This is a genomic window from Enterobacter sp. R4-368 (genome assembly GCF_000410515.1).
In the GTDB taxonomy this organism is placed as follows: Bacteria; Pseudomonadota; Gammaproteobacteria; order Enterobacterales; family Enterobacteriaceae; genus Kosakonia.
Genome location: NC_021500.1, coordinates 2,511,273 through 2,530,794, shown reverse-complemented (window position 1 = coordinate 2,530,794; position 19,522 = coordinate 2,511,273). Strand labels below are relative to the sequence as shown.

At 52.9% G+C, this 19,522-nt stretch carries 19 protein-coding genes; 4 read left to right on the top strand and 15 right to left on the bottom strand.

Going from position 1 to position 19,522, the window contains the following annotated elements; genetic code table 11:
• Positions 1–9 precede the first annotated feature (9 nt).
• The 15 genes from H650_RS11860 to msrP form a co-directional block, all read right to left on the bottom strand.
• On the bottom strand, positions 10–1,191 hold the full coding sequence (locus H650_RS11860; protein ID WP_020455479.1) for an amino acid ABC transporter permease: 1,182 nt from the start codon (positions 1,189–1,191) through the stop codon (positions 10–12).
• 72 nt (positions 1,192–1,263) lie between these two features.
• Positions 1,264–2,289, bottom strand: coding sequence for an amino acid ABC transporter substrate-binding protein (locus tag H650_RS11855; RefSeq protein ID WP_020455478.1), 1,026 nt, complete (start codon positions 2,287–2,289; stop codon positions 1,264–1,266).
• 500 nt (positions 2,290–2,789) lie between these two features.
• Complete coding sequence (locus H650_RS11850) at positions 2,790–3,011, bottom strand: lipoprotein (protein ID WP_017457276.1); 222 nt, start codon at positions 3,009–3,011, stop codon at positions 2,790–2,792.
• A 328-nt stretch (positions 3,012–3,339) separates the two neighbouring features.
• Complete coding sequence (locus tag H650_RS11845) at positions 3,340–5,418, bottom strand: putative bifunctional diguanylate cyclase/phosphodiesterase (RefSeq protein WP_020455477.1); 2,079 nt, start codon at positions 5,416–5,418, stop codon at positions 3,340–3,342.
• Positions 5,419–5,583: 165 nt separating this feature from the next.
• Entirely contained in the window at positions 5,584–5,745 is a 162-nt protein-coding gene (locus tag H650_RS24565) for a DUF2556 family protein (protein ID WP_020455476.1), read from the bottom strand.
• 162 nt (positions 5,746–5,907) lie between these two features.
• Entirely contained in the window at positions 5,908–6,204 is a 297-nt protein-coding gene (gene fis / locus H650_RS11835; RefSeq protein WP_000462905.1) for a DNA-binding transcriptional regulator Fis, read from the bottom strand.
• Between the two features lie 25 nt (positions 6,205–6,229).
• Entirely contained in the window at positions 6,230–7,195 is a 966-nt protein-coding gene (dusB, locus tag H650_RS11830) for a tRNA dihydrouridine synthase DusB (protein ID WP_044489505.1), read from the bottom strand.
• A gap of 369 nt (positions 7,196–7,564) precedes the next feature.
• Positions 7,565–8,446 carry a 50S ribosomal protein L11 methyltransferase gene (gene prmA / locus H650_RS11825; RefSeq protein ID WP_020455474.1) on the bottom strand — a complete coding sequence of 294 codons (882 nt, stop codon included), beginning with the start codon at positions 8,444–8,446 and terminating at the stop codon, positions 7,565–7,567.
• Between the two features lie 11 nt (positions 8,447–8,457).
• Complete coding sequence (gene panF / locus H650_RS11820; protein ID WP_020455473.1) at positions 8,458–9,909, bottom strand: sodium/pantothenate symporter; 1,452 nt, start codon at positions 9,907–9,909, stop codon at positions 8,458–8,460.
• Positions 9,899–10,141: a YhdT family protein gene (locus tag H650_RS11815; protein WP_017457282.1), complete on the bottom strand. Its 243-nt coding sequence runs from the start codon at positions 10,139–10,141 to the stop codon at positions 9,899–9,901. Before H650_RS11815 ends, panF begins: the two co-directional genes overlap by 11 nt.
• 108 nt (positions 10,142–10,249) lie before the next feature.
• Entirely contained in the window at positions 10,250–11,599 is a 1,350-nt protein-coding gene (gene accC, locus H650_RS11810) for an acetyl-CoA carboxylase biotin carboxylase subunit (protein ID WP_017457283.1), read from the bottom strand.
• 11 nt (positions 11,600–11,610) lie between these two features.
• Positions 11,611–12,081, bottom strand: a complete 471-nt coding sequence (gene accB, locus H650_RS11805; protein ID WP_020455472.1) for an acetyl-CoA carboxylase biotin carboxyl carrier protein — start codon at positions 12,079–12,081, stop codon at positions 11,611–11,613.
• A 21-nt stretch (positions 12,082–12,102) separates the two neighbouring features.
• Positions 12,103–12,555 carry a type II 3-dehydroquinate dehydratase gene (gene aroQ / locus H650_RS11800; protein ID WP_020455471.1) on the bottom strand — a complete coding sequence of 151 codons (453 nt, stop codon included), beginning with the start codon at positions 12,553–12,555 and terminating at the stop codon, positions 12,103–12,105.
• A gap of 235 nt (positions 12,556–12,790) precedes the next feature.
• Entirely contained in the window at positions 12,791–13,390 is a 600-nt protein-coding gene (gene msrQ / locus H650_RS11795; RefSeq protein ID WP_020455470.1) for a protein-methionine-sulfoxide reductase heme-binding subunit MsrQ, read from the bottom strand.
• Entirely contained in the window at positions 13,391–14,392 is a 1,002-nt protein-coding gene (gene msrP / locus H650_RS11790) for a protein-methionine-sulfoxide reductase catalytic subunit MsrP (RefSeq protein WP_110093621.1), read from the bottom strand. It abuts the gene before it with no gap.
• 289 nt (positions 14,393–14,681) lie between these two features.
• Here msrP and csrD point away from each other — a divergent pair, with 289 nt between their 5' ends.
• The 4 genes from csrD to mreD all read left to right on the top strand — a co-directional run bounded on the left by csrD (position 14,682) and on the right by mreD (position 19,519).
• Entirely contained in the window at positions 14,682–16,619 is a 1,938-nt protein-coding gene (csrD, locus tag H650_RS11785; RefSeq protein ID WP_020455468.1) for an RNase E specificity factor CsrD, read from the top strand.
• Positions 16,620–16,924: 305 nt separating this feature from the next.
• The gene (gene mreB, locus H650_RS11780; protein WP_006818047.1) at positions 16,925–17,968 is read left to right on the top strand and encodes a rod shape-determining protein MreB; all 1,044 of its coding nucleotides are present in this window, start codon (positions 16,925–16,927) and stop codon (positions 17,966–17,968) included.
• Positions 17,969–18,032: 64 nt separating this feature from the next.
• Positions 18,033–19,031, top strand: coding sequence for a rod shape-determining protein MreC (gene mreC / locus H650_RS11775; RefSeq protein WP_017457289.1), 999 nt, complete (start codon positions 18,033–18,035; stop codon positions 19,029–19,031).
• Positions 19,031–19,519 carry a rod shape-determining protein MreD gene (mreD, locus tag H650_RS11770; protein WP_020455466.1) on the top strand — a complete coding sequence of 163 codons (489 nt, stop codon included), beginning with the start codon at positions 19,031–19,033 and terminating at the stop codon, positions 19,517–19,519. The genes mreC and mreD overlap by 1 nt, the downstream gene beginning before the upstream one ends.
• The last annotated feature ends 3 nt before the right edge of the window (positions 19,520–19,522 follow it).

Genomic DNA, 19,522 nt, shown 5'->3' with positions numbered 1-19,522 from the left:
CAAGGTTCCTTAGCGCTCAATCAGGGCAATGCGGCGGTTATAGATGTTCATCAGTAACGAAATCGACAGGCTGATGAGCAAGTAAACCGACATGGTAATAGCGATAGTTTCAATCGCCTGGCCGGTCTGATTCAGCACCGTTCCGGCAAACAGCGACACCATATCCGGATAACCAATTGCCGCTGCCAGCGAGGAGTTTTTGGCGATATTCAGATACTGGCTGGTCAGCGGAGGGATAATCACGCGCAGCGCCTGCGGAATAATCACCTGCCGCAGCGTGACCGGATTAGGCAAGCCGAGAGAACGTGCCGCTTCGTGCTGCCCATAGGGCACTGACTGAATACCTGAACGAATAATCTCAGCGATAAACGCGGAAGTGTAGACCGACAGCGCAATGGTAAGCGCGGCGAGTTCCGGGATCAGCACCATACCGCCCTGGAAGTTGAAGCCGCGCAGATGCGGAACGTCCCAGTGCAGCGCTGCGCCAAACACCCAGTGCGCTACCAGCGGCAGCAGAATAATCAACCCCAGCGCGGCAGGCCATGTACGGCGTAGCTGCCCGGTTTTGATTTGATGCATTTTATTAAAGCGAAACAGACCGACGGAGATAGCCACCGCCAGGATTATCGCGCCCACGAACGCCAGCATGCCCTCGCCCATTTGTGGGGAGGGTATATACAGGCCCCGGTTGCTCAGAAACACCAGCTCCATTGCGTTGACCGCCTGGCGCGGGCCGGGTAGGTTACGCAGCACCGCGAAGTACCAGAAAAAGATCTGCAACAGCGGCGGGATATTACGGAACGTTTCGATATAGATGGTCGATAGCTTCCGCAGTAGCCAGTTTTCAGACAGACGAGCGAGGCCGAGGAAAAAACCGAGAAACGAAGCGAACACAATGCACAGCGCGGAAACCAGCAGCGTGTTAAGTAAGCCTACAAGAAATACACGGCCGTAGGTGTCACCTTGTTCATAATCAATAAGATGCTGAACAATACCAAATCCGGCTGCGCGATCCAGAAAGGCAAAGCCGGAGGTAATGCCGCGGTTATTCAGATTAGTAACGGTGTTGTGTATCAAATAAATGGCGACAACGACCACGGCGATAATCGCAAGGATTTGAAACAGCCAGGCGCGAACCGCAGGGTTAGAAAGGGAGATAGCGCCTTTCACGGTTGGGCGGCGATGGGACATAGGAAAACCTCAGTAACCTTGACTCTGGGCTGGGCGCCACGCAAGCGTAGCGCCCGTTACAGCACTTACGTATTAGCGCACTGGCGGAGCGTATTGAATACCGCCGTTGTTCCAGAGGTTGTTCTGGCCGCGTTTGATTTTCAGCGGGCTTTCAGAACCGACGTTACGTTCAAAGATTTCTGAATAGTTACCGACTTTCTTAATGATGTTGTAAGCCCACTTGTTATCCAGCTTCAGGTCTTTACCGAAGTCACCTTCTTTACCTAACAGGTGTGCCATATCCGGCGTTGCTGGGTTAGCGGCTTTCTCATCGACGTTTTTCGAGTTAACACCCATCTCTTCTGCGTTCAGCATGGCGAACAGCGTCCAGCGAACAATCGAGAACCAGTCATCATCACCACGGCGAACCACCGGCCCCAGCGGCTCTTTCGAGATCACTTCCGGCAATACGATCCACTCTGCCGGGTTGCTCAGTTTGATACGCAATGCATACAGCTGAGACTGGTCGGAAGCGAGTGTATCGCAACGGCCTGATTCCAGCGCTTTCGCGGATTCATCGGAACGGTCGAAGGTCACCGGAGTATATTTCATTTTGTTGGATTTAAAATAATCCGCCACGTTCAGTTCAGTATCGGTACCCGCCTGAATACAAACGGTTGCGCCGTCCAGCTCTTTAGCGCTTTTCAGGCCTGCTTTGTTGTGGGTCAGGAAGCCGATACCGTCGTAATAGGTTACGCCAGTGAATGACAGGCCCATGCCGCCATCGCGGGAAGAGGTCCAGGTGGTATTACGGGAGAGCATATCCACTTCGCCAGATTGCAGAGCGGTAAAACGCTCTTTGGCCGTCAGCGGGGTATATTTTACTTTCGTGTCGTCACCGAATACGGCGGCGGCAACGCCGCGGCAAACGTCCACGTCGATACCGGTGAATTTACCGCTCGCATCCGCGTAGGAAAAGCCAGGCAGACCGTCGCTGATACCGCATTGTACGAAACCTTTCTTTTTAACGGCATCCAGCGTTGCGCCTGCATGTGCCTGATTTGCGACAGCAAACAGTACACCGGCAGCGGCCAGGCTGGCGATCATCATCTTTTTCATAATGCATCCTGTGTGGCGAAAAATTTATCGTTATATAAGGCGTTCGGGAAACGCCTGAACCTGTCTGTGGCGATGGCCATACTCTTTAAAGCAAAGGTAGTGCCAGTTTTGCGCGTGCCGTTATTTGGCTAGCACAGGCGCAATATTGAGAGTGTAGACAGGAAAAAATAAAACCATTGCCCCGTTGTGGTGCAAAAATACAACCTACGCCACAAAACAGAGCAAAAAGAGAGCGCCGTTAAGAGGGAATTAACAGACAAGTTTCCTGCGTGAATATAAGCAATATCTTGATTGGCATCGCTTTGTGAAATGGGTCACGCAAAAATAGAGAAAAAGAGGAAAAAGTGAAAAACAGTAGGGGCAGATAAAAGGAAATCTGTACTTATTTTTTTATTACTGCTTGCTTATAGGGCTGAAAATTTACTTATGCAAAATTAACTGCACCTTAATAAAGCAAAAGCGCGGCGAACCGCGCTTTTTATAACTTTTGGCCTTTTAAACTATTTCGTCAGCGCTACGATACCGAGCGTCAGACCGGCAATCGCCGCTGCGCCGCCAGCAATTGCGCCGGCAGTTTCCCAGTTATCTTGAGTTGTGCCTTTCATACAGGTATTGGTATGTACCAGACGACCTTGATCATCGTACACCGGAACACAAGGAGAATCGTGGGCACAGCCTGCCAGGAAGGTCGCCAGTAATGCCACGGAAATGAATTTTTTCATAATATTACCTCGAAATAATCACGATCCCCGATATCAATAATTACGATATCTGTCCAGAATCGATAAAGCATATTTTACCATTGGCATGCGCAAATTCCCGGGTGCAATAATCTCAAATTATGTTCTTTGTAAAAATCATGAAGACAAAACTACGTCGCAGGTTAAATAGTGCAGAAAAGATGAAGGATGAAATAAAAATTCTATTGCAATGCGTAAGAGCTTGATTAAATAGGGATGGTGCATAGCATTATTTTTATAAGAATAATCTAGTTTACGGCTTTGGTAAAACAAAAGCGCCTGCAGGCGCTTTATTTAAATCAATCCATCTTCAGGAGAGGGGCTCGGGAGGGGAAAGTTTATTTCCGTAAGAAGTAATAGACTCCGCGCTCACCGGTTTACCTAATAAATACCCCTGCAACGTATTACAGCCCAGCTCAGTAAGAAATTTTTGTTGTTCTTCTGTTTCCACACCTTCCGCTACAACTTTTAAATTCAGCGTCCTGGCTAACGCTACGATGGCGGAGACGATGGTGGCATCTTCGCCTTCCCGGCTTAACTCACGAACAAACGCACGATCGATTTTTAATTCGCAGGCCGGAAGACGTTTCAGATACAGCAGGCTGGAGTAGCCTGTACCAAAATCATCGATTGAGGCTTGAACGCCCGCATCTGTCAGCTCCGTCAACACGCGCACACTCTCATCCGGATTGCTCATTGCCGTGGTTTCGGTCACTTCCAGGATTAATTTTTGCGGCGGCACATCATGTTTTTTCAGCGCCTCCATAATTGTTGCCACCAGAGAACTCTGTTCAAATTGCAGGGTGGAAAGGTTCACCGCCACAGACCAGTCAAGGTGCCCCATTTTACGCCATTCGCCAAGCTGACGGCAGGCTTCGTCCACTACCCAGTTACCAAGCGGCACAATCAGACCGGTTTTCTCCGCCAGCGGCAAAAAAACATCCGGAGTGAGCACGCCCTGGTAAGGGTGATGCCAGCGCAACAGCGCCTCAAAGCCGATAACCGGCCCCGCGGGGGCTTTAAATTTGGGCTGATAAACCAGCCGGAACTCCTGGCGCTCCAGTGCCATCCACAAATCATTGAGTAACTGCAGCTGTGTTTGCGCCAGCGTGTTCATCGAGGGCTGAAAGAAGTGGTAACCGTTACGTCCCATATGCTTGGTGTGATACATCGCCGCATCAGCGTTGAACATCAGTTCCCGTTCGTTCTTGCCGTCATGCGGATAAAGCGCAATACCGACGCTCAGCGTCACCATCACGTCATAGGGATCGATAGTGAAGGGCTTATCGATCACGCGTACCAACGAACTGGCAAGCGTTGCTGCTTCATCTGGCGCGCTGACTTCTGCCAGCAGAACAAACTCGTCACCACCAATGCGCGCCAGCGTGTATTGCCCTTTTAATTTTTGCGTCAGGCGATCGGTCACCGCGACCAGCAATTTATCGCCGACATCGTGGCCCCAGGCGTCGTTGACGGTTTTGAAACCGTCGAGATCCATAAACATCAGCGCGAAGAACGAGCCTTCGCGTTTGGCTTTGTTGATGGCCTGTTCAAGGCGATCTTCCAGCAACACGCGGTTAGGCAGACGCGTTAAGGTATCGTGCAACGCCAGCCGCGCCAGTTCGCGGTTTGCGGCCGCCAGTGAAGTTGCCAGTAGCGAGGTTTTCGCCTGCAGACGCGCATCAAACATCGACACCAGTAGCGTAATGCCCAGCACCGAGAAGGCCATCATGCCGACCAGTACGGCTAACCAGTTATTGTTAAAACCGTTATGCCCCATGGCATGTTGGTGAGGGATTTGAGCCGCCATCATGCCGGTGTAATGCATACCAGCAATGGCGACGCCCATTAAAATTGCCGCACCAAAACGCATCAGCGCAACCTGGGCCGCTTCATGACGTAGATGAAATGTGAGCCACAGAGCGGCGAAAGAGGCGACCAGCGCGATCGCTAACGATAAGGCGACCCAGTTCAGATTCCAGATAATGGCCGGGGAGACCTGAAGCGCCGCCATGCCGGTATAGTGCATCGCTGCAATACCCAGGCCCATGACAATTGCGCCCGGGATCAGGCGACGCAGATGCAGATGCGGGGCGCTCACCAGCCACAGCGCGAACAACGAAGAGCCGATCGCGATAACCATGGAGAGGGCCGTGAGAAACGGTTCGTAGCGCATGTTCATCGACATGTTCATCGCCAGCATGCCGATAAAATGCATCGCCCAGATGCCTATCCCCATCGCTACGCCGCCACCGCTGAGCCAGACCCATGACGATCCCTTGCTGCTGGTGGAAACTCGGCCGGCCATATTCAGGGCGGTATAAGAGGCTAAAATGGCTACGATAAAAGAAACAACAACAAGGATATAGTCGTATTGGCTATCCAGCATGGTGTCATCAACTCATTCACTAAGGGCGTTACGCATTACTACGATCGGACTGGCGAAAAGGGCTGAGACATTAGCATCGTATGGAGATGGCTCAAAATGATTTAAATCCCTGCGTTAATCAGGGTGATGGCTGCATTTTCGCGAATTTTCGCTACAAGCAATCACTTACAGATTATTGCAGTTAACCAGTTTGAGCGGATTTACGGAGTTCATATTGCGGCACTTATCGATCTCGGTGGTCATATACTCAACCCAGTACATGATTAAGCTATCCAGCATGAGAATCGACAGGGCGAAAGCCACCAGCCACCAATACTTGCGAATCATTCCGTATCTCCCTTTCTTGCAACCATTTGTTGAAATATACACGAATCCGTAACCCCGGAATGACAGGGAAAGCGGGGTTTTTAGCGCTATTTCAGGCAATAAAAAAGGCGCTGTCCCATGCCGGTTAGCGCCTTTTTATCAATACAACTCACTGATTAAAAATCAGTTCATGCCGTATTTTTTCAGTTTTTTACGCAGCGTACCGCGGTTGATGCCCATCATCAGCGCCGCGCGGGTCTGATTACCACGGGTGTATTGCATCACCATGTCCAACAGTGGCTGTTCTACTTCAGCCAGTACCAGCTCATACAGATCATTAACATCTTGACCATTCAGTTGAGCAAAATAGTTCTTCAGTGCCTGTTTTACCGAGTCACGGAGCGGTTTTTGGGTTACCTGATCCTGAGAGTTAACGGTAGAAACGGTCAGTACGTCAGAATTTACGCGTTGTTCGAACATAGTTCTGTCAGCTCTTTATTTCTGTTTACGCAAAATTTTCGAAGTATGCCTCCAACGCCTCCAGCTGTTCGCTGGCATTCTCAATGGCGTTGAATGTGCGCCGAAACTGGTCATTCGGAGCGTGCTCCTGGAGATACCAGGAGACGTGTTTGCGTGCAATTCGGTAACCTTTCGCCTGACCGTAAAAGTCATGCAGTTCCCGAACGTGCGCGCAAAGCAAGCGCTTAACCTCTGCCAAAGGCAGCGGGGCCAGCAGCTCCCCAGTGTCCAGATAATGCTGGATTTCCCGGAAGATCCAGGGTCTTCCCTGAGCTGCGCGGCCTATCATCAGGGCATCCGCCCCTGTATAGTCGAGCACAGCTCTGGCTTTAAGCGGGTCAGTAATGTCGCCATTCGCGATAACCGGAATGGAAACTTTCTGCTTAACTGCCCGAATACTGTCGTACTCAGCGTCTCCGTTGAACAAACAGGCGCGGGTGCGTCCATGAATGGTCAGAGCCTGAATACCACACTCTTCAGCCAGTTGGGCAATTTCTACGCAGTTACGGTGTTCTGGAGCCCAACCCGTGCGAATCTTCAGAGTGACAGGAACATCCACTGCATTAACTACCGAGGTCAGGATCGACTTCACCAGATCCGGGTATTGCAGCAGGGCGGAACCTGCAAGCTTGCGATTCACTTTTTTAGCCGGGCAACCCATATTGATATCAATAATCTGGGCGCCGCTTTCCACGTTAATACGTGCGGCTTCCGCCATTTCATCCGGGTCGCTGCCGGCAATTTGCACGGTGCGAATACCGGGTTCATCAATGTGCACCATCCGCAGTCGGGACTTGTCGCTTTCCCACACTTGTGGGTTAGAAGACATCATCTCGGATACGGTTAAACCGGCTCCCATCTCGTAGCACAACGTCCGGAATGGTCTGTCAGTAATGCCAGCCATGGGCGCTGCGATCAGGCGATTTCTGAGCTGGTGGTGTCCGATGCGCATGAGTTAAGAAATGACCATACTGTGACTGCAAGGCGGCGTATATTACGCATTTTTTGCACGAGATGAAAGGCCAAACTTTGAGCAATCCTCTGTTGTAGATCAAGGAATAGCCAGTCCATCGGGGCAATAAACGTATTAAATCATGTTTTTCATAGGGTTATGTAAAAGATAAAAATTTCACATAACGCATAAATTCGCACAAGTTATCGTTTTTTCGCGGGTGATAAGCGGCTGAACTGCTGTTTTTTCAGACAAAAATGACGATTTTTGCGAAGCTGCTCGCAATTTTTTGATCGGCATTTTGGCTGGTTTTTTCGACAGTTCAGCGCGCTGGCTCCGCGAAACGTGGCCCGCAGGCCGCGTTCAGTTTTACCTTTTCTGTCCCGTGATACGGCACCACTCTTCTTTCTCGACCACCGGATCCAGGGTAAAGAGTTCTGCATAGGCTTCGCACACGCTGTCTGCCTGGCTGGCAAGGATACCAGAGAGCCCCAGCAAGCCGCCCTCGACGGGCAATACGCTGATTAACGGCGCCAGTTCACGCAACGGGCCAGCCAGAATATTGGCAACCACCACATCGGCTTTCATCGCGTCTGGCTGGTCTTTCGGCAGGTACAACTCGAGACGCTCGGAAACGCCGTTGCGCTCGGCGTTATCACGGCTTGCCTGGATCGCTTGCGGATCGATATCAATACCGATCGCTTTAGCCGCACCCAGTTTCAGGGCGGCGATCGCAAGGATCCCGGAACCGCAGCCAAAATCGATCACAGTTTTGCCGACAAGATCCAGGCCATCGAGCCATTGCAGACACAACGAGGTGGTTGGGTGCGTGCCGGTTCCGAATGCCAGACCCGGATCGAGCATCACATTCACTGCATTGGCATCCGGCACTTCGCGCCAGCTCGGGCAGATCCACAGGCGTTCGCCAAAGCGCATCGGGTGGAAGTTGTCCATCCATTCGCGCTCCCAGTCTTTATCTTCCAGTTGCTCAATTTTATGGGCGAAACCTTCGCCGAGCAGCGGGTGTAGAGCGAGTTGGGCAACGACGTCCGCCATCTCGGTTTCCGCATCGAACAGGCCGATAACGTCGGTATCGCCCCACAGACGGGTTTCACCCGGCAGCGGTTCAAATACGGGCGTGTCGTGCGTGTCCTGGAAGGTAATGGACACCGCGCCTGCTTCCATCAGAGCATCGCTCAGATCTTCCGCATTCGCGCCGGTGGTGTTCAGTTTCAGTTGGATCCAAGGCATGGCATAACTCTTTATTCATTAATAGAAATAGGTGGGGCCTGCGGCGCGGGTTGACCGAAACGGTTCCCGACAATGAAGGCCAGCAAACTTAACAGCAGCGAGGGCACAATCGGATGGAAGCCCAGGTACTGAATATTAAAGGTGGCGAGCACGGCATACAGCGCACCGCCAACAATCATGGCGCTGAGCGCGCCGGTGGAATTAGCGCGATCCCAGTAAAGACCCAGCACCAGCGGCCACAGAAATACCGCCTCAAGCCCACCAAACGCTAACAGGTTCAGCCAGATGATCATCTCTGGCGGACGCCATGCCGCCAGCATCATCAAAATGCCGAGTACCAGCGTTGTCACGGTGGAAATGCGTTTTAAGCGTGGCTCATGACGAATTTTAGTCGGCTGCGCGCTTAACCACAGATCTTTGATGATCGTCGCGGAAGCCTGCAACAGATGCGCGTTGACATTGGACATGATCGCGGCCATCGGTGCGGCAAGGAACAACCCTGCGGCCCACGGTGGCAACACTTCGACCATCAATGTGGGAATAACCTGATCCGGCACCGACAGATTCGGTAGCACAGCACGACCCAGCGCTCCCGCCAGATGCATTCCCAGCATCAACAGCGCGATGACAATGGTGCCGATAATGATCCCACGGTGCACCGACTTGCTGTCTTTATACGAAATACAGCGCACAGCGGTATGCGGCAGACCGATAACGCCAAAACACACCAGCACCCAAAACGAGGTCATAAACGCCGGGGAAAGAATGTCGTGCGCGCCCTGCGGGCTAACCAGTTTCGGATCGATATGCTGCAAGGTAGCAACGGCGTTATGCAATCCGCCCGCCGCATGGATCACACCGACCAGTAACACTAGCGTACCAATCAGCATCACCAGACCTTGCATGGTGTCGTTTAACACACTGGCGCGAAAACCGCCAAACGCCGTATACAACGCGATAGTAATGCCGAAGATCAGCAGGCCCGATTCGTATTTGATGCCGGCCGCTGTCTCCAGCAGACGCGCGCCGCCGATAAACTGCACGGCAATCGCACCGACAAAGGCCACCAGCAGGCTGACGCTGGCGATCCACACGACCGCGCGGCTCTGGTAGCGTGCCATCAGCATGTCGTTGAGCGTAATGGCATTGTAGCGACGTGCCAGAATTGCGAATTTTTTGCCGAGAATGCCCAGCGACAGCCAAATGGTGGGAACCTGGATCATCGCCAGCAGCACCCAGCCAAGGCCGAATTTGTACGCGGCTCCTGGCCCGCCAATAAACGAACTGGCGCTGACATAGGTTGCGGTCAGCGTCATCGCCAGCACAAATCCGCCCATGGAACGGCTACCGAGGAAGTACTCGCTCAGGAAAGTACCGCTGCTACGCTGGCGCATCGCATAGAAAGAGAGGCCGAAGACAACGATCAGGTAGATTATCAGCACGGCGATAATTTCAGTTTGCATCGTTATCCTCCAGAGAGATATCGCGGAAGATAAAACGCACCATCGCCCAGCAAAGTAAAACAAATACCAGCGGCGTAAGCAGGCAGGCCAGTTCAAACCAACGCGGCAGCCCGGTGAAGCCCTGCTCTGTACCTGGTAGGTAAGCGCATACTAACCAGGCGGCAAGATAAAGAAGGGTCAGCCACAGCGCCCAACGGGCTTCTTTGTGAGCCTGAACAAAACGGTTGTCCATTTTTGTCCCTTGTAAATGAAGAAAGCGGGGATTGTACCCTATGGGCAGGTTCCGGGGAGAGAAAAACAAAAAAGGCCGGAAGATCCGGCCTTTTGCGCTGATTGCAGATTATTTTTCCTGCAAACCGAGTTTTTTCTCCAGATAGTGGATGTTGGTGCCACCATGCTGGAAGTTCTCGTCGCTCATAATACGCATCTGCAGATCAACGTTGGTTTTGATCCCGTCGATAATCAGCTCCTGCAACGCATTCTTCATGCGCGCAATCGCCACATCGCGGCTCTCGCCGTAGCAGATAAGCTTGCCAATCATTGAATCGTAATACGGCGGTACGGTGTAACCGGCGTAAATATGCGATTCCCAGCGCACACCAAACCCACCAGGGGCATGGAAGCGAGTGATTTTGCCCGGGCTAGGCAGGAAGGTGTTCGGATCTTCGGCGTTAATACGGCATTCCACCGCATGGCCTTTCACCACCACTTCTTCTTGCTTAATGGACAGCGGCTGACCGGCTGCGATACGCAACTGCTCTTTGATCAGGTCAACGCCGGTAATCATTTCGGTAACCGGGTGCTCAACCTGAATACGGGTGTTCATCTCGATGAAGTAGAACTCGCCGTTTTCGAACAGAAACTCAAACGTACCCGCTCCGCGATAGCCGATATCGACACAGGCTTTCGCACAGCGCTCGCCGATATAGCGACGCAGTTCCGGGGTGATGCCCGGTGCTGGTGCTTCTTCGACCACTTTCTGGTGGCGGCGCTGCATGGAGCAGTCGCGCTCTGCCAGATAGATAGCGTTACCCTGACCATCGGCCAGCACCTGGATCTCGACGTGGCGAGGATTTTCCAGGTATTTTTCCATGTACACCATGTCGTTGTTGAAAGCGGCTTTCGCTTCCGCACGCGTCATGCTGATGGACTGCGCCAGGTCGGCGTCTTTGCGCACAACGCGCATACCGCGACCGCCGCCGCCGCCGGAGGCTTTGATGATAACCGGGTAACCGATGCGCTTAGCATGGGCGCGGTTTGCATCCATATCGTCGCCCAGCGGGCCGTCTGAACCCGGTACGGTCGGTACGCCAGCTTTCTTCATGGCGGTGATTGCCGACACTTTGTCGCCCATCAGGCGGATGGTGTCTGCTTTCGGGCCGATGAAGATAAAGCCGGAGCGCTCAACCTGCTCAGCGAAGTTGGCGTTCTCAGAGAGGAAGCCATAACCCGGATGAATCGCCACCGCGCCGGTAATTTCGGCGGCGGAGATAATTGCCGGGATATTCAGATAGCTTTTTACTGATGGCGCTGGACCGATACATACGGTCTCATCTGCCAGCAGTACGTGTTTTAAATCGCGATCCGCAGTGGAGTGCACGGCGACAGTCTTGATGCCCAGCTCTTTACAGGCACGAAGAATACGCAGTGCAATCTCGCCGCGGTTGGCGATAACAATTTTATCCAGCATGTGCGCCTCGTTTACTCGATGACGACCAGCGGCTCGTCAAATTCAACCGGTTGGCCACTTTCAACCAGAATGGCTTTCACCACGCCTGATTTATCGGCTTCGATCTGGTTCATCATTTTCATGGCTTCAACGATGCACAGGGTATCGCCCACGTTGACTTTCTGGCCGATTTCGATAAACGCTTTCGCGTCCGGGCTCGGGGTGCGATAGAAGGTTCCGACCATCGGGGAACGTACGATGTGACCACTGATTTCCGCTGCGGCTGCAGGGGCTTCCGGCGCTGCGGCAGTTGCGACAGCGTTAGACAGGGCTGGTTGCTGTTGCATCATCGGCGCAGCATAAGCCTGCTGCATCACCGGGAAGCCAGCATTCGGCGCGCTGCGGCTGATGCGCACAGACTCTTCGCCTTCAGAAATTTCCAGTTCGGAGATGCCTGATTCTTCAACCAGCTCGATCAGTTTCTTAATCTTACGAATATCCATGAGTGGGTTCCGTACTCTTGTTTAGTGTGATTGTGACAGGCGTTTTACCGCCGTCTGTAAAGCGTATGAATAACCTTCCGCACCCAGCCCGCAAATAACGCCTTCGGCGATATCTGACAGATACGAGTGGTGGCGGAATGGCTCCCGCGCATGCACGTTGGTCAGGTGGATCTCGATAAACGGGATGTCGACTGCCAACAATGCGTCGCGGATAGCAACACTGGTGTGCGTAAACGCGGCCGGATTGATCAGGATGAAGTCCATAATGTCTTTAGCCTGATGAATACGGTCGATGATTGCGTACTCCGCGTTTGACTGAAAATGCGCCAGTTCCACATCAAGCGCTGCCGCTTCGGTGCTCAAACCGTTAACAATCTCGCTGAGCGTAAGCGTGCCGTACTTATCCGGCTCGCGGGTGCCAAGCATGTTCAGGTTCGGTCCGTTCAAAACTAATATGTGGAACTTGCCAGCCATTGTGCCGCTATCTCCTGCGATTCTCGGGTAAAAAACAAAATATACCTTCGATTCGCGATTGTCACCTTTTCAGAGGCTAAAAACCCCTGTCAGGAAAACCAAAGTCGCACATTATAACGATTTCGTAGCAATTGGCAGCTAAATACTGGTCTTATCAGGGAAGATTATCAACCACCGCCCGGAATCTGGCGGTGAATGATAGTAGATCTGCGGAGAACTGCACACAATGAGCGTGTTAACGCCACCATTGGCGAAACTTCTTATAGCGCCACGCTAACAGCCCAATCGCGGCGGCAGCGTAAAGGATCGGCTGCGGTGACAATATTTTCACCGACCAAAGGTAGTGAATCGGCGCGAGGATCGCCACCAGATAGACGAAATTGTGTAGTTGTTGCCAGCGTTTTCCCAGCTTGCGCTGCGCCCATTGCGTTGAGGTCAACGCCAATGCCAGCAAAATCAGCCAACTTACGGCACCCAGCGTTAAATAAGGGCGCGTTACCAACTCTTGTCCTAATAATGAAAGATTATTAATACCCAGTTCCAGCAAGGTGTAGCTGGTCAGGTGCAGCGTCGCCCAGGCAAAGCACCACAGTCCCAGCAAACGCCGGGTTCTGATCAATAAAGGTTGTTTCGCGTAGCGTGCGAGCGGTGCTACCAGCAAACTGGCGAGCAGGAATTTAAGCGCCATTCTGCCCGTAAAATGCTGGATGTCTTTCGCCGGATCGGCGCTGAAATAGCCCTGATTCGCCGCCCAGAAAAGCCAAAGTAAAGGCAGCAGACCCGCCAGATGCAATGCGACTTTTAACCATGTCACCTGTTTTGCCGTTAAGCGCACTCAGAAATTCTCCCGCAGATCTAACCCGTGATAAAGCGAAGCCACTTCTTCAGCGTAGCCATTAAACAGCAGCGTTGGCTGACGTTTTACATCCAGCGCGCCGCCGGATCCAATAAAACGTTCCGTTGCTTGTGACCAGCGTGGGTGATCCACATGCGGGTTCACGTTGGCGTAGAAGCCATATTCATCGGGCGCGGCAAGGTTCCAGGTGGTCGGCGGTCGTTTACTGGTGAGCTTGATACTGACTATCGATTTGATGCCTTTAAAACCATATTTCCACGGCACAGTCAGGCGGATCGGTGCGCCGTTTTGCGGCGGCAGCGCTTTGCCATACACCCCGACAGTAAGCAGCGTGAGCGGATGCATCGCTTCATCTATACGTAGCGCTTCAACATACGGGTATTTAAGGCCACCGCCGATAAATCGGTCTTTTTGCCCCGGCATCTGATCCGGTGCGTAAAGTGTCTGGAACGCGACATATTTTGCGTTGCTGGTGGGTTCAACTAACGCCAGCAGTTTATGCAGCGGGAAGCCGATCCACGGCACCACCATCGACCAGGCCTCTACGCAGCGCATCCGGTAGATTCGCTCTTCCAGCGGGAAACGCGAGGTCAGCGCCGCGTGGTCGAGGGTTAACGGTTTCGCCACTTCACCATCAATGGTCAGTGTCCAGGGATCGGTTTTCATTCCCCCGGCGTTGGCGGCAGGATCGGCTTTATCGAGGCCAAATTCATAGAAGTTGTTATAGCCGGTGACTTTCTCTTCCGGTGTCAGCGGGAGAGAGGCTTTCCACTGCGCAGGTTGCGTAAAATCGAGCGCTTTTCCTGATGGCGCTTTTGGCCGGTCATGGCCTTTAAACCAGTCCAACAGATCGGCCCGCGCGCCGGGTGCCAGGGTCAATGCCGAGGCGCTAATTCCCAGCATTTTCAGCACCTGGCGGCGCTGTAACATGAAAACGGATTCCGCAGTGACATCGGCTTCAGTTAGTTTTTTCTTCATCACATCCTCCGTTAGTCTCTCGTCAAGCATGGTGTAAGCGAAGCGTGAGCGCGAGCATGAGTGTGTTACCAAACATTGTAAATAGTCAGGTTAAGACATTTTTCAGGCTTATTGATTGTTGGCAAAAAATTTCTGAGGGCTATACTCGCAGATATGAAACGCGGTGCCAGTTTTCCCTGCCGCCTCCACACTATCCCGGGACGCGGGTAGACACCAAAGTTAGCACTTACTTCTATGACGTAACCCTGAGCGGTATCGTTTCGTTCTTTATACAAGCGGAGTTAACACAAGGATGCGATTAACGACGAAATTTTCAGCTTTTGTGACGCTACTGACAGGGCTGGCGTTTTTCGTCACCCTGATTGGATGTTCACTGAGCTTCTATAACGCGATTCAAAATAAGGTTGCCAATCGTGTGGAAGCGGTGGCGGCAATTATTGATACGCGCTTGATCTCAACGCCGGTTTCCCGGTTGTTGCCGCAGCTTGATGAATTAATGGTGCCGGTAGACATTATTGAGATTCAGATTAAGCAAGGCCAGCGCACGGTGCTCAGTTATTCGCATAACGGAAGTTATCGCCCGGCGGGCAGCAACTATCAATATCGGGAGCTGCATATTCCCTCCCTGAAAAATCCCGGTTTCACCTTCACGCTGGTTTACCAGGATCCTATGGCGAACTACTTTCGTTCGTTGTTAACCACCGCGCCGCTGACGGTGGCGATCGGTTTTATGATTGTGATCCTCTTTCTCTCCGTTCGCTGGTTGCGGCGACAGCTTTCCGGGCAGGAACTGCTGGAGACACGCGCGACGCGGATCCTCAACGGCGAGCGCGGGCCGCAGGTTCGCGGCAGCATTTATGAGTGGCCATCACGCACCAGCAGCGCGCTGGATGTGCTGCTGACCGATATCCAGTTTGCCAGCGATCAACGTAGCCGCATGGATACGCTTATCCGCTCCTATGCGGCGCAGGACAAGCGAACGGGCCTCAATAACCGTCTGTTTTTTGATAACCAGCTCGCCACGCTGCTGGAAGATCAGGAAAAGGTGGGTTCGCACGGCGTGGTGATGATGATCCGTTTGCCGGACTTTGATCTGCTGCGCGATAGCGGCGGAACCACCACCGAAGAGTATCTCTTTACCCTCATTAACCTGCTTTCTACCTTTATTATGCGTTATCCCGGCGCGTTACTGGCTCGCTACCATCGCAGCGACTTCGCCGTACTGCTGCCGCACCGCACATTAAAGGAAGCGGAGAGCATCGCCGGGCAGATCCTGAAAGCAGTGGACGGGTTACCCCCAAATAAAGCGCTGACCCGCGAAGACATTATGCACATTGGTATTTGTGCCTGGCGTAGCGGGCAAGCCGGTGTGCAAGTCATGGAGCATGCCGAAGCTGCAGCGCGCAACGCGGTGTTGCAGGGCGGAAACAGCTGGTCAGTGTACGACGACACATTGCCGGAGCAAGGGCGTGGAAATGTGCGCTGGCGGACGCTGATTGAGCAGATGCTGAGCCGCGGCGGGCCGCGCGTGTATCAGAAACCGGCGATCAACCGTGATGGCCAGGTTCATCACCGCGAGCTGATGTGCCGCATTTTCGACGGCGAACAAGAAGTGATTGCCGAAGAGTATATGCCCATGGTGCAGCAGTTTGGTCTGGCTGAAGAGTATGACCGCCTGCAGGTGACGCGGCTGATTCCGTTTATGGGTTTTTGGCCGGAAGAAAACCTCGCCATGCAAATAACAGTGGAATCATTGATCCGTCCCCGTTTTCAACGCTGGCTACGCGATATATTAATGCAGTGCGAAAAATCTCAACGTAAACGGATTATTTTTGAACTTGCTGAGGCGGATGTTTGTCAACATATCAGCCGGTTACAGTCGGTGGTGCGTTTAATCAACGCATTAGGCGCCCGCGTGGTGGTAAATCAGGCGGGTCTGACGTTGGTGAGCACCAGTTGGATTAAAGCGTTGGATGTTGAATTATTAAAGCTGCATCCGGGGCTGGTCAGGAACATTGAAAAGCGCACCGAAAACCAGCTTCTGGTGCAGAGCCTCGTGGAAGCGTGCAAAGGCACGCGAACGCGAGTTTTCGCGACCGGTGTTCGCTCTCGTGGCGAATGGCAGACGCTGGTAGAACGGGGTGTTGCGGGTGGGCAGGGCGATTTTATCGCGGCTTCCCAACCGCTCGATACCAATGTGAAAAAATATTCGCAAAGATACTCGGTTTGAACTGCTGTTTAAGTCGTTTTCACGTAGAATAATGCGCGCTGCCATGTTTGGGGGTGTGCGTGCCTGCCCGCCGGATTATCGCAGTGAACAAAGCCGGTTTGTCCTTATGAAAAACTGCAAACGCAACAGACTGGAAGATGAGCTTTTTTTACTTCCGGGCAGAATCATGTCGTTTTGCAACAAAGGAAACAAACTGCACTAATTTTCACCGTAGCAGATGATTCTTATGCCTTGTCGCTGCTACGTGTGGTTGGTAAAGTAAGCGGATTTTGTTTCCGCCCCAGCTTTCAGGATTATCCCTTAGTATGTTGAAAAAATTTCGTGGCATGTTTTCCAATGACCTGTCCATTGACCTGGGTACCGCGAATACCCTGATTTATGTAAAAGGACAAGGCATCGTACTGAATGAGCCTTCCGTGGTGGCCATTCGCCAGGATCGTGCCGGTTCACCGAAAAGTGTGGCCGCAGTCGGTCATGAAGCGAAACAGATGCTTGGTCGTACGCCGGGCAATATCGCAGCCATCCGCCCGATGAAAGACGGCGTCATCGCCGACTTCTTCGTGACCGAAAAAATGCTTCAGCACTTTATCAAACAAGTGCACAGCAACAGCTTTATGCGTCCGAGCCCGCGCGTTCTGGTTTGTGTGCCGGTTGGCGCCACTCAGGTTGAACGCCGCGCAATTCGTGAATCCGCGCAGGGCGCTGGTGCTCGTGAAGTGTTCCTGATTGAAGAACCGATGGCGGCCGCAATTGGCGCTGGCTTACCGGTTTCTGAAGCGACCGGTTCAATGGTGGTGGATATCGGTGGTGGTACCACTGAAGTTGCCGTTATCTCCCTGAACGGCGTGGTTTACTCCTCTTCTGTTCGTATTGGTGGTGACCGCTTCGATGAGGCGATCATTAATTACGTTCGTCGTAACTACGGCTCCCTGATTGGTGAAGCGACCGCAGAACGTATCAAACACGAAATTGGCTCTGCTTACCCGGGCGATGAAGTGCGTGAAATCGAAGTGCGTGGCCGTAACCTGGCTGAAGGTGTTCCGCGTGGCTTCACGCTGAATTCCAACGAAATTCTGGAAGCGCTGCAGGAACCGCTGACCGGCATCGTGAGCGCAGTTATGGTTGCGCTGGAACAGTGCCCGCCGGAACTGGCTTCTGATATCTCCGAGCGCGGTATGGTATTGACCGGTGGTGGCGCGCTGCTGCGCAACCTTGACCGCCTGTTGATGGAAGAAACGGGTATTCCAGTTGTAGTTGCAGAAGATCCACTGACTTGCGTAGCGCGCGGCGGCGGCAAGGCGCTGGAAATGATCGACATGCACGGCGGCGACTTGTTCAGCGAAGAATAGTCCGCGTCAGATGCGAAGCGGATAGTCGCTTCGCATCTGTCTGGCCTGAGAATACGCAAAGCCTATGAAGCCAATTTTTAGCCGTGGCCCGTCACTGCAGATTCGCCTTTTCCTGGCGGTTGTGGTGGCGCTCGGAGTCATTATTGCCGACAGCCGCCTCGGTACGTTCAGTCAAATCAGAACGTACATGGATACTGCCGTCAGTCCTTTCTATTTTATTTCCAATGGTCCCCGCGAATTATTAGATAACGTTTCCCAGACGTTGGCTTCGCGCGACCAGCTTGAGCTTGAAAACCGGGCATTACGTCAGGAACTGCTGCTAAAAAACAGTGAACTGCTGATGTTAGGGCAGTACAAGCAGGAGAACGCGCGCCTGCGTGAACTGCTGGGCTCTCCGCTGCGTCAGGATGAGCAGAAAATGGTGACCCAGGTGATCTCGACGGTTAACGATCCTTACAGCGACCAGGTGGTTATCGACAAAGGCAGTGCGAACGGGGTGTACGAAGGCCAGCCGGTGATCAGCGATAAAGGTGTTGTCGGCCAGGTAGTGGCGGTAGCGAAACTGACCAGCCGCGTCCTGTTGATTTGCGATGCCACTCATGCGCTGCCGATTCAGGTGCTGCGTAACGATATCCGCGTGATTGCCGCCGGTAACGGCTGCACAGACGATCTGCAACTCGAACATTTACCGGCGAATACGGATATTCGTGTTGGCGATGTGCTGGTGACATCAGGTCTGGGCGGGCGTTTCCCGGAAGGGTATCCGGTTGCGGTGGTCTCGTCGGTTAAGCTGGATACCCAGCGTGCTTATACCGTGATTCAGGCGCGTCCAACCGCAGGCCTGCAACGTTTGCGTTATCTGTTGTTGCTGTGGGGCGCGGATCGTAACGGTACTAACCCAAGAACACCGGAAGATGTGCATCGTGTGGCGAACGAACGTCTGCTGCAGATGATGCCGCAGGTACTTCCTTCTCCTGATGCGATGGGTCCGCCTGCGCCAATGCCCGCTCCGGCGACTGGCATTACGCAGCCGCCGCCGCAAGTCTCTCCGGGAGGGCAATAGTGGCAAGTTACCGTAGCCAGGGGCGCTGGGTTATCTGGCTCTCGTTTTTAATTGCACTGTTGCTTCAAATCATGCCCTGGCCGGATGACATCATTGTCTACCGGCCAAACTGGGTATTGCTCATTTTGCTTTACTGGATCCTCGCGCTGCCGCACCGCGTAAATGTTGGCACGGGTTTCGCGATGGGTGCCATACTGGATCTGATTAGCGGATCCACCCTCGGTGTACGCGCGCTTTCGTTAAGCATTGTCGCCTATCTGGTCGCACTGAAATTCCAGTTGTTCCGTAATCTGGCGCTCTGGCAACAGGCGCTGGTGGTGATGCTGTTGTCGCTGGCGACAGAAGTTATTGTCTTCTGGGCGGAGTTTCTGGTTATTAATGTTTCGTTTAAACCAGAAATTTTCTGGAGCAGCCTGGTCAATGGCGTGCTATGGCCGTGGCTCTTCCTGTTAATGCGTAAGATCCGCCAGCAGTTTGCGGTGCAATAAGGC

Bases quoted from the DNA above. Each gene is read 5' to 3' on its own strand.
- H650_RS11860 (WP_020455479.1), bottom strand. From the start codon at position 1,191: ATGTCCCATCGCCGCCCAACCGTGAAAGGCGCTATCTCCCTTTCTAAC.
- H650_RS11855 (WP_020455478.1), bottom strand. From the start codon at position 2,289: ATGAAAAAGATGATGATCGCCAGCCTGGCCGCTGCCGGTGTACTGTTT.
- H650_RS11850 (WP_017457276.1), bottom strand. From the start codon at position 3,011: ATGAAAAAATTCATTTCCGTGGCATTACTGGCGACCTTCCTGGCAGGC.
- H650_RS11845 (WP_020455477.1), bottom strand. From the start codon at position 5,418: ATGCTGGATAGCCAATACGACTATATCCTTGTTGTTGTTTCTTTTATC.
- H650_RS24565 (WP_020455476.1), bottom strand. From the start codon at position 5,745: ATGATTCGCAAGTATTGGTGGCTGGTGGCTTTCGCCCTGTCGATTCTC.
- fis (WP_000462905.1), bottom strand. From the start codon at position 6,204: ATGTTCGAACAACGCGTAAATTCTGACGTACTGACCGTTTCTACCGTT.
- dusB (WP_044489505.1), bottom strand. From the start codon at position 7,195: ATGCGCATCGGACACCACCAGCTCAGAAATCGCCTGATCGCAGCGCCC.
- prmA (WP_020455474.1), bottom strand. From the start codon at position 8,446: ATGCCTTGGATCCAACTGAAACTGAACACCACCGGCGCGAATGCGGAA.
- panF (WP_020455473.1), bottom strand. From the start codon at position 9,909: ATGCAAACTGAAATTATCGCCGTGCTGATAATCTACCTGATCGTTGTC.
- H650_RS11815 (WP_017457282.1), bottom strand. From the start codon at position 10,141: ATGGACAACCGTTTTGTTCAGGCTCACAAAGAAGCCCGTTGGGCGCTG.
- accC (WP_017457283.1), bottom strand. From the start codon at position 11,599: ATGCTGGATAAAATTGTTATCGCCAACCGCGGCGAGATTGCACTGCGT.
- accB (WP_020455472.1), bottom strand. From the start codon at position 12,081: ATGGATATTCGTAAGATTAAGAAACTGATCGAGCTGGTTGAAGAATCA.
- aroQ (WP_020455471.1), bottom strand. From the start codon at position 12,555: ATGGCTGGCAAGTTCCACATATTAGTTTTGAACGGACCGAACCTGAAC.
- csrD (WP_020455468.1), top strand. From the start codon at position 14,682: ATGCGATTAACGACGAAATTTTCAGCTTTTGTGACGCTACTGACAGGG.
- mreB (WP_006818047.1), top strand. From the start codon at position 16,925: ATGTTGAAAAAATTTCGTGGCATGTTTTCCAATGACCTGTCCATTGAC.
- mreC (WP_017457289.1), top strand. From the start codon at position 18,033: ATGAAGCCAATTTTTAGCCGTGGCCCGTCACTGCAGATTCGCCTTTTC.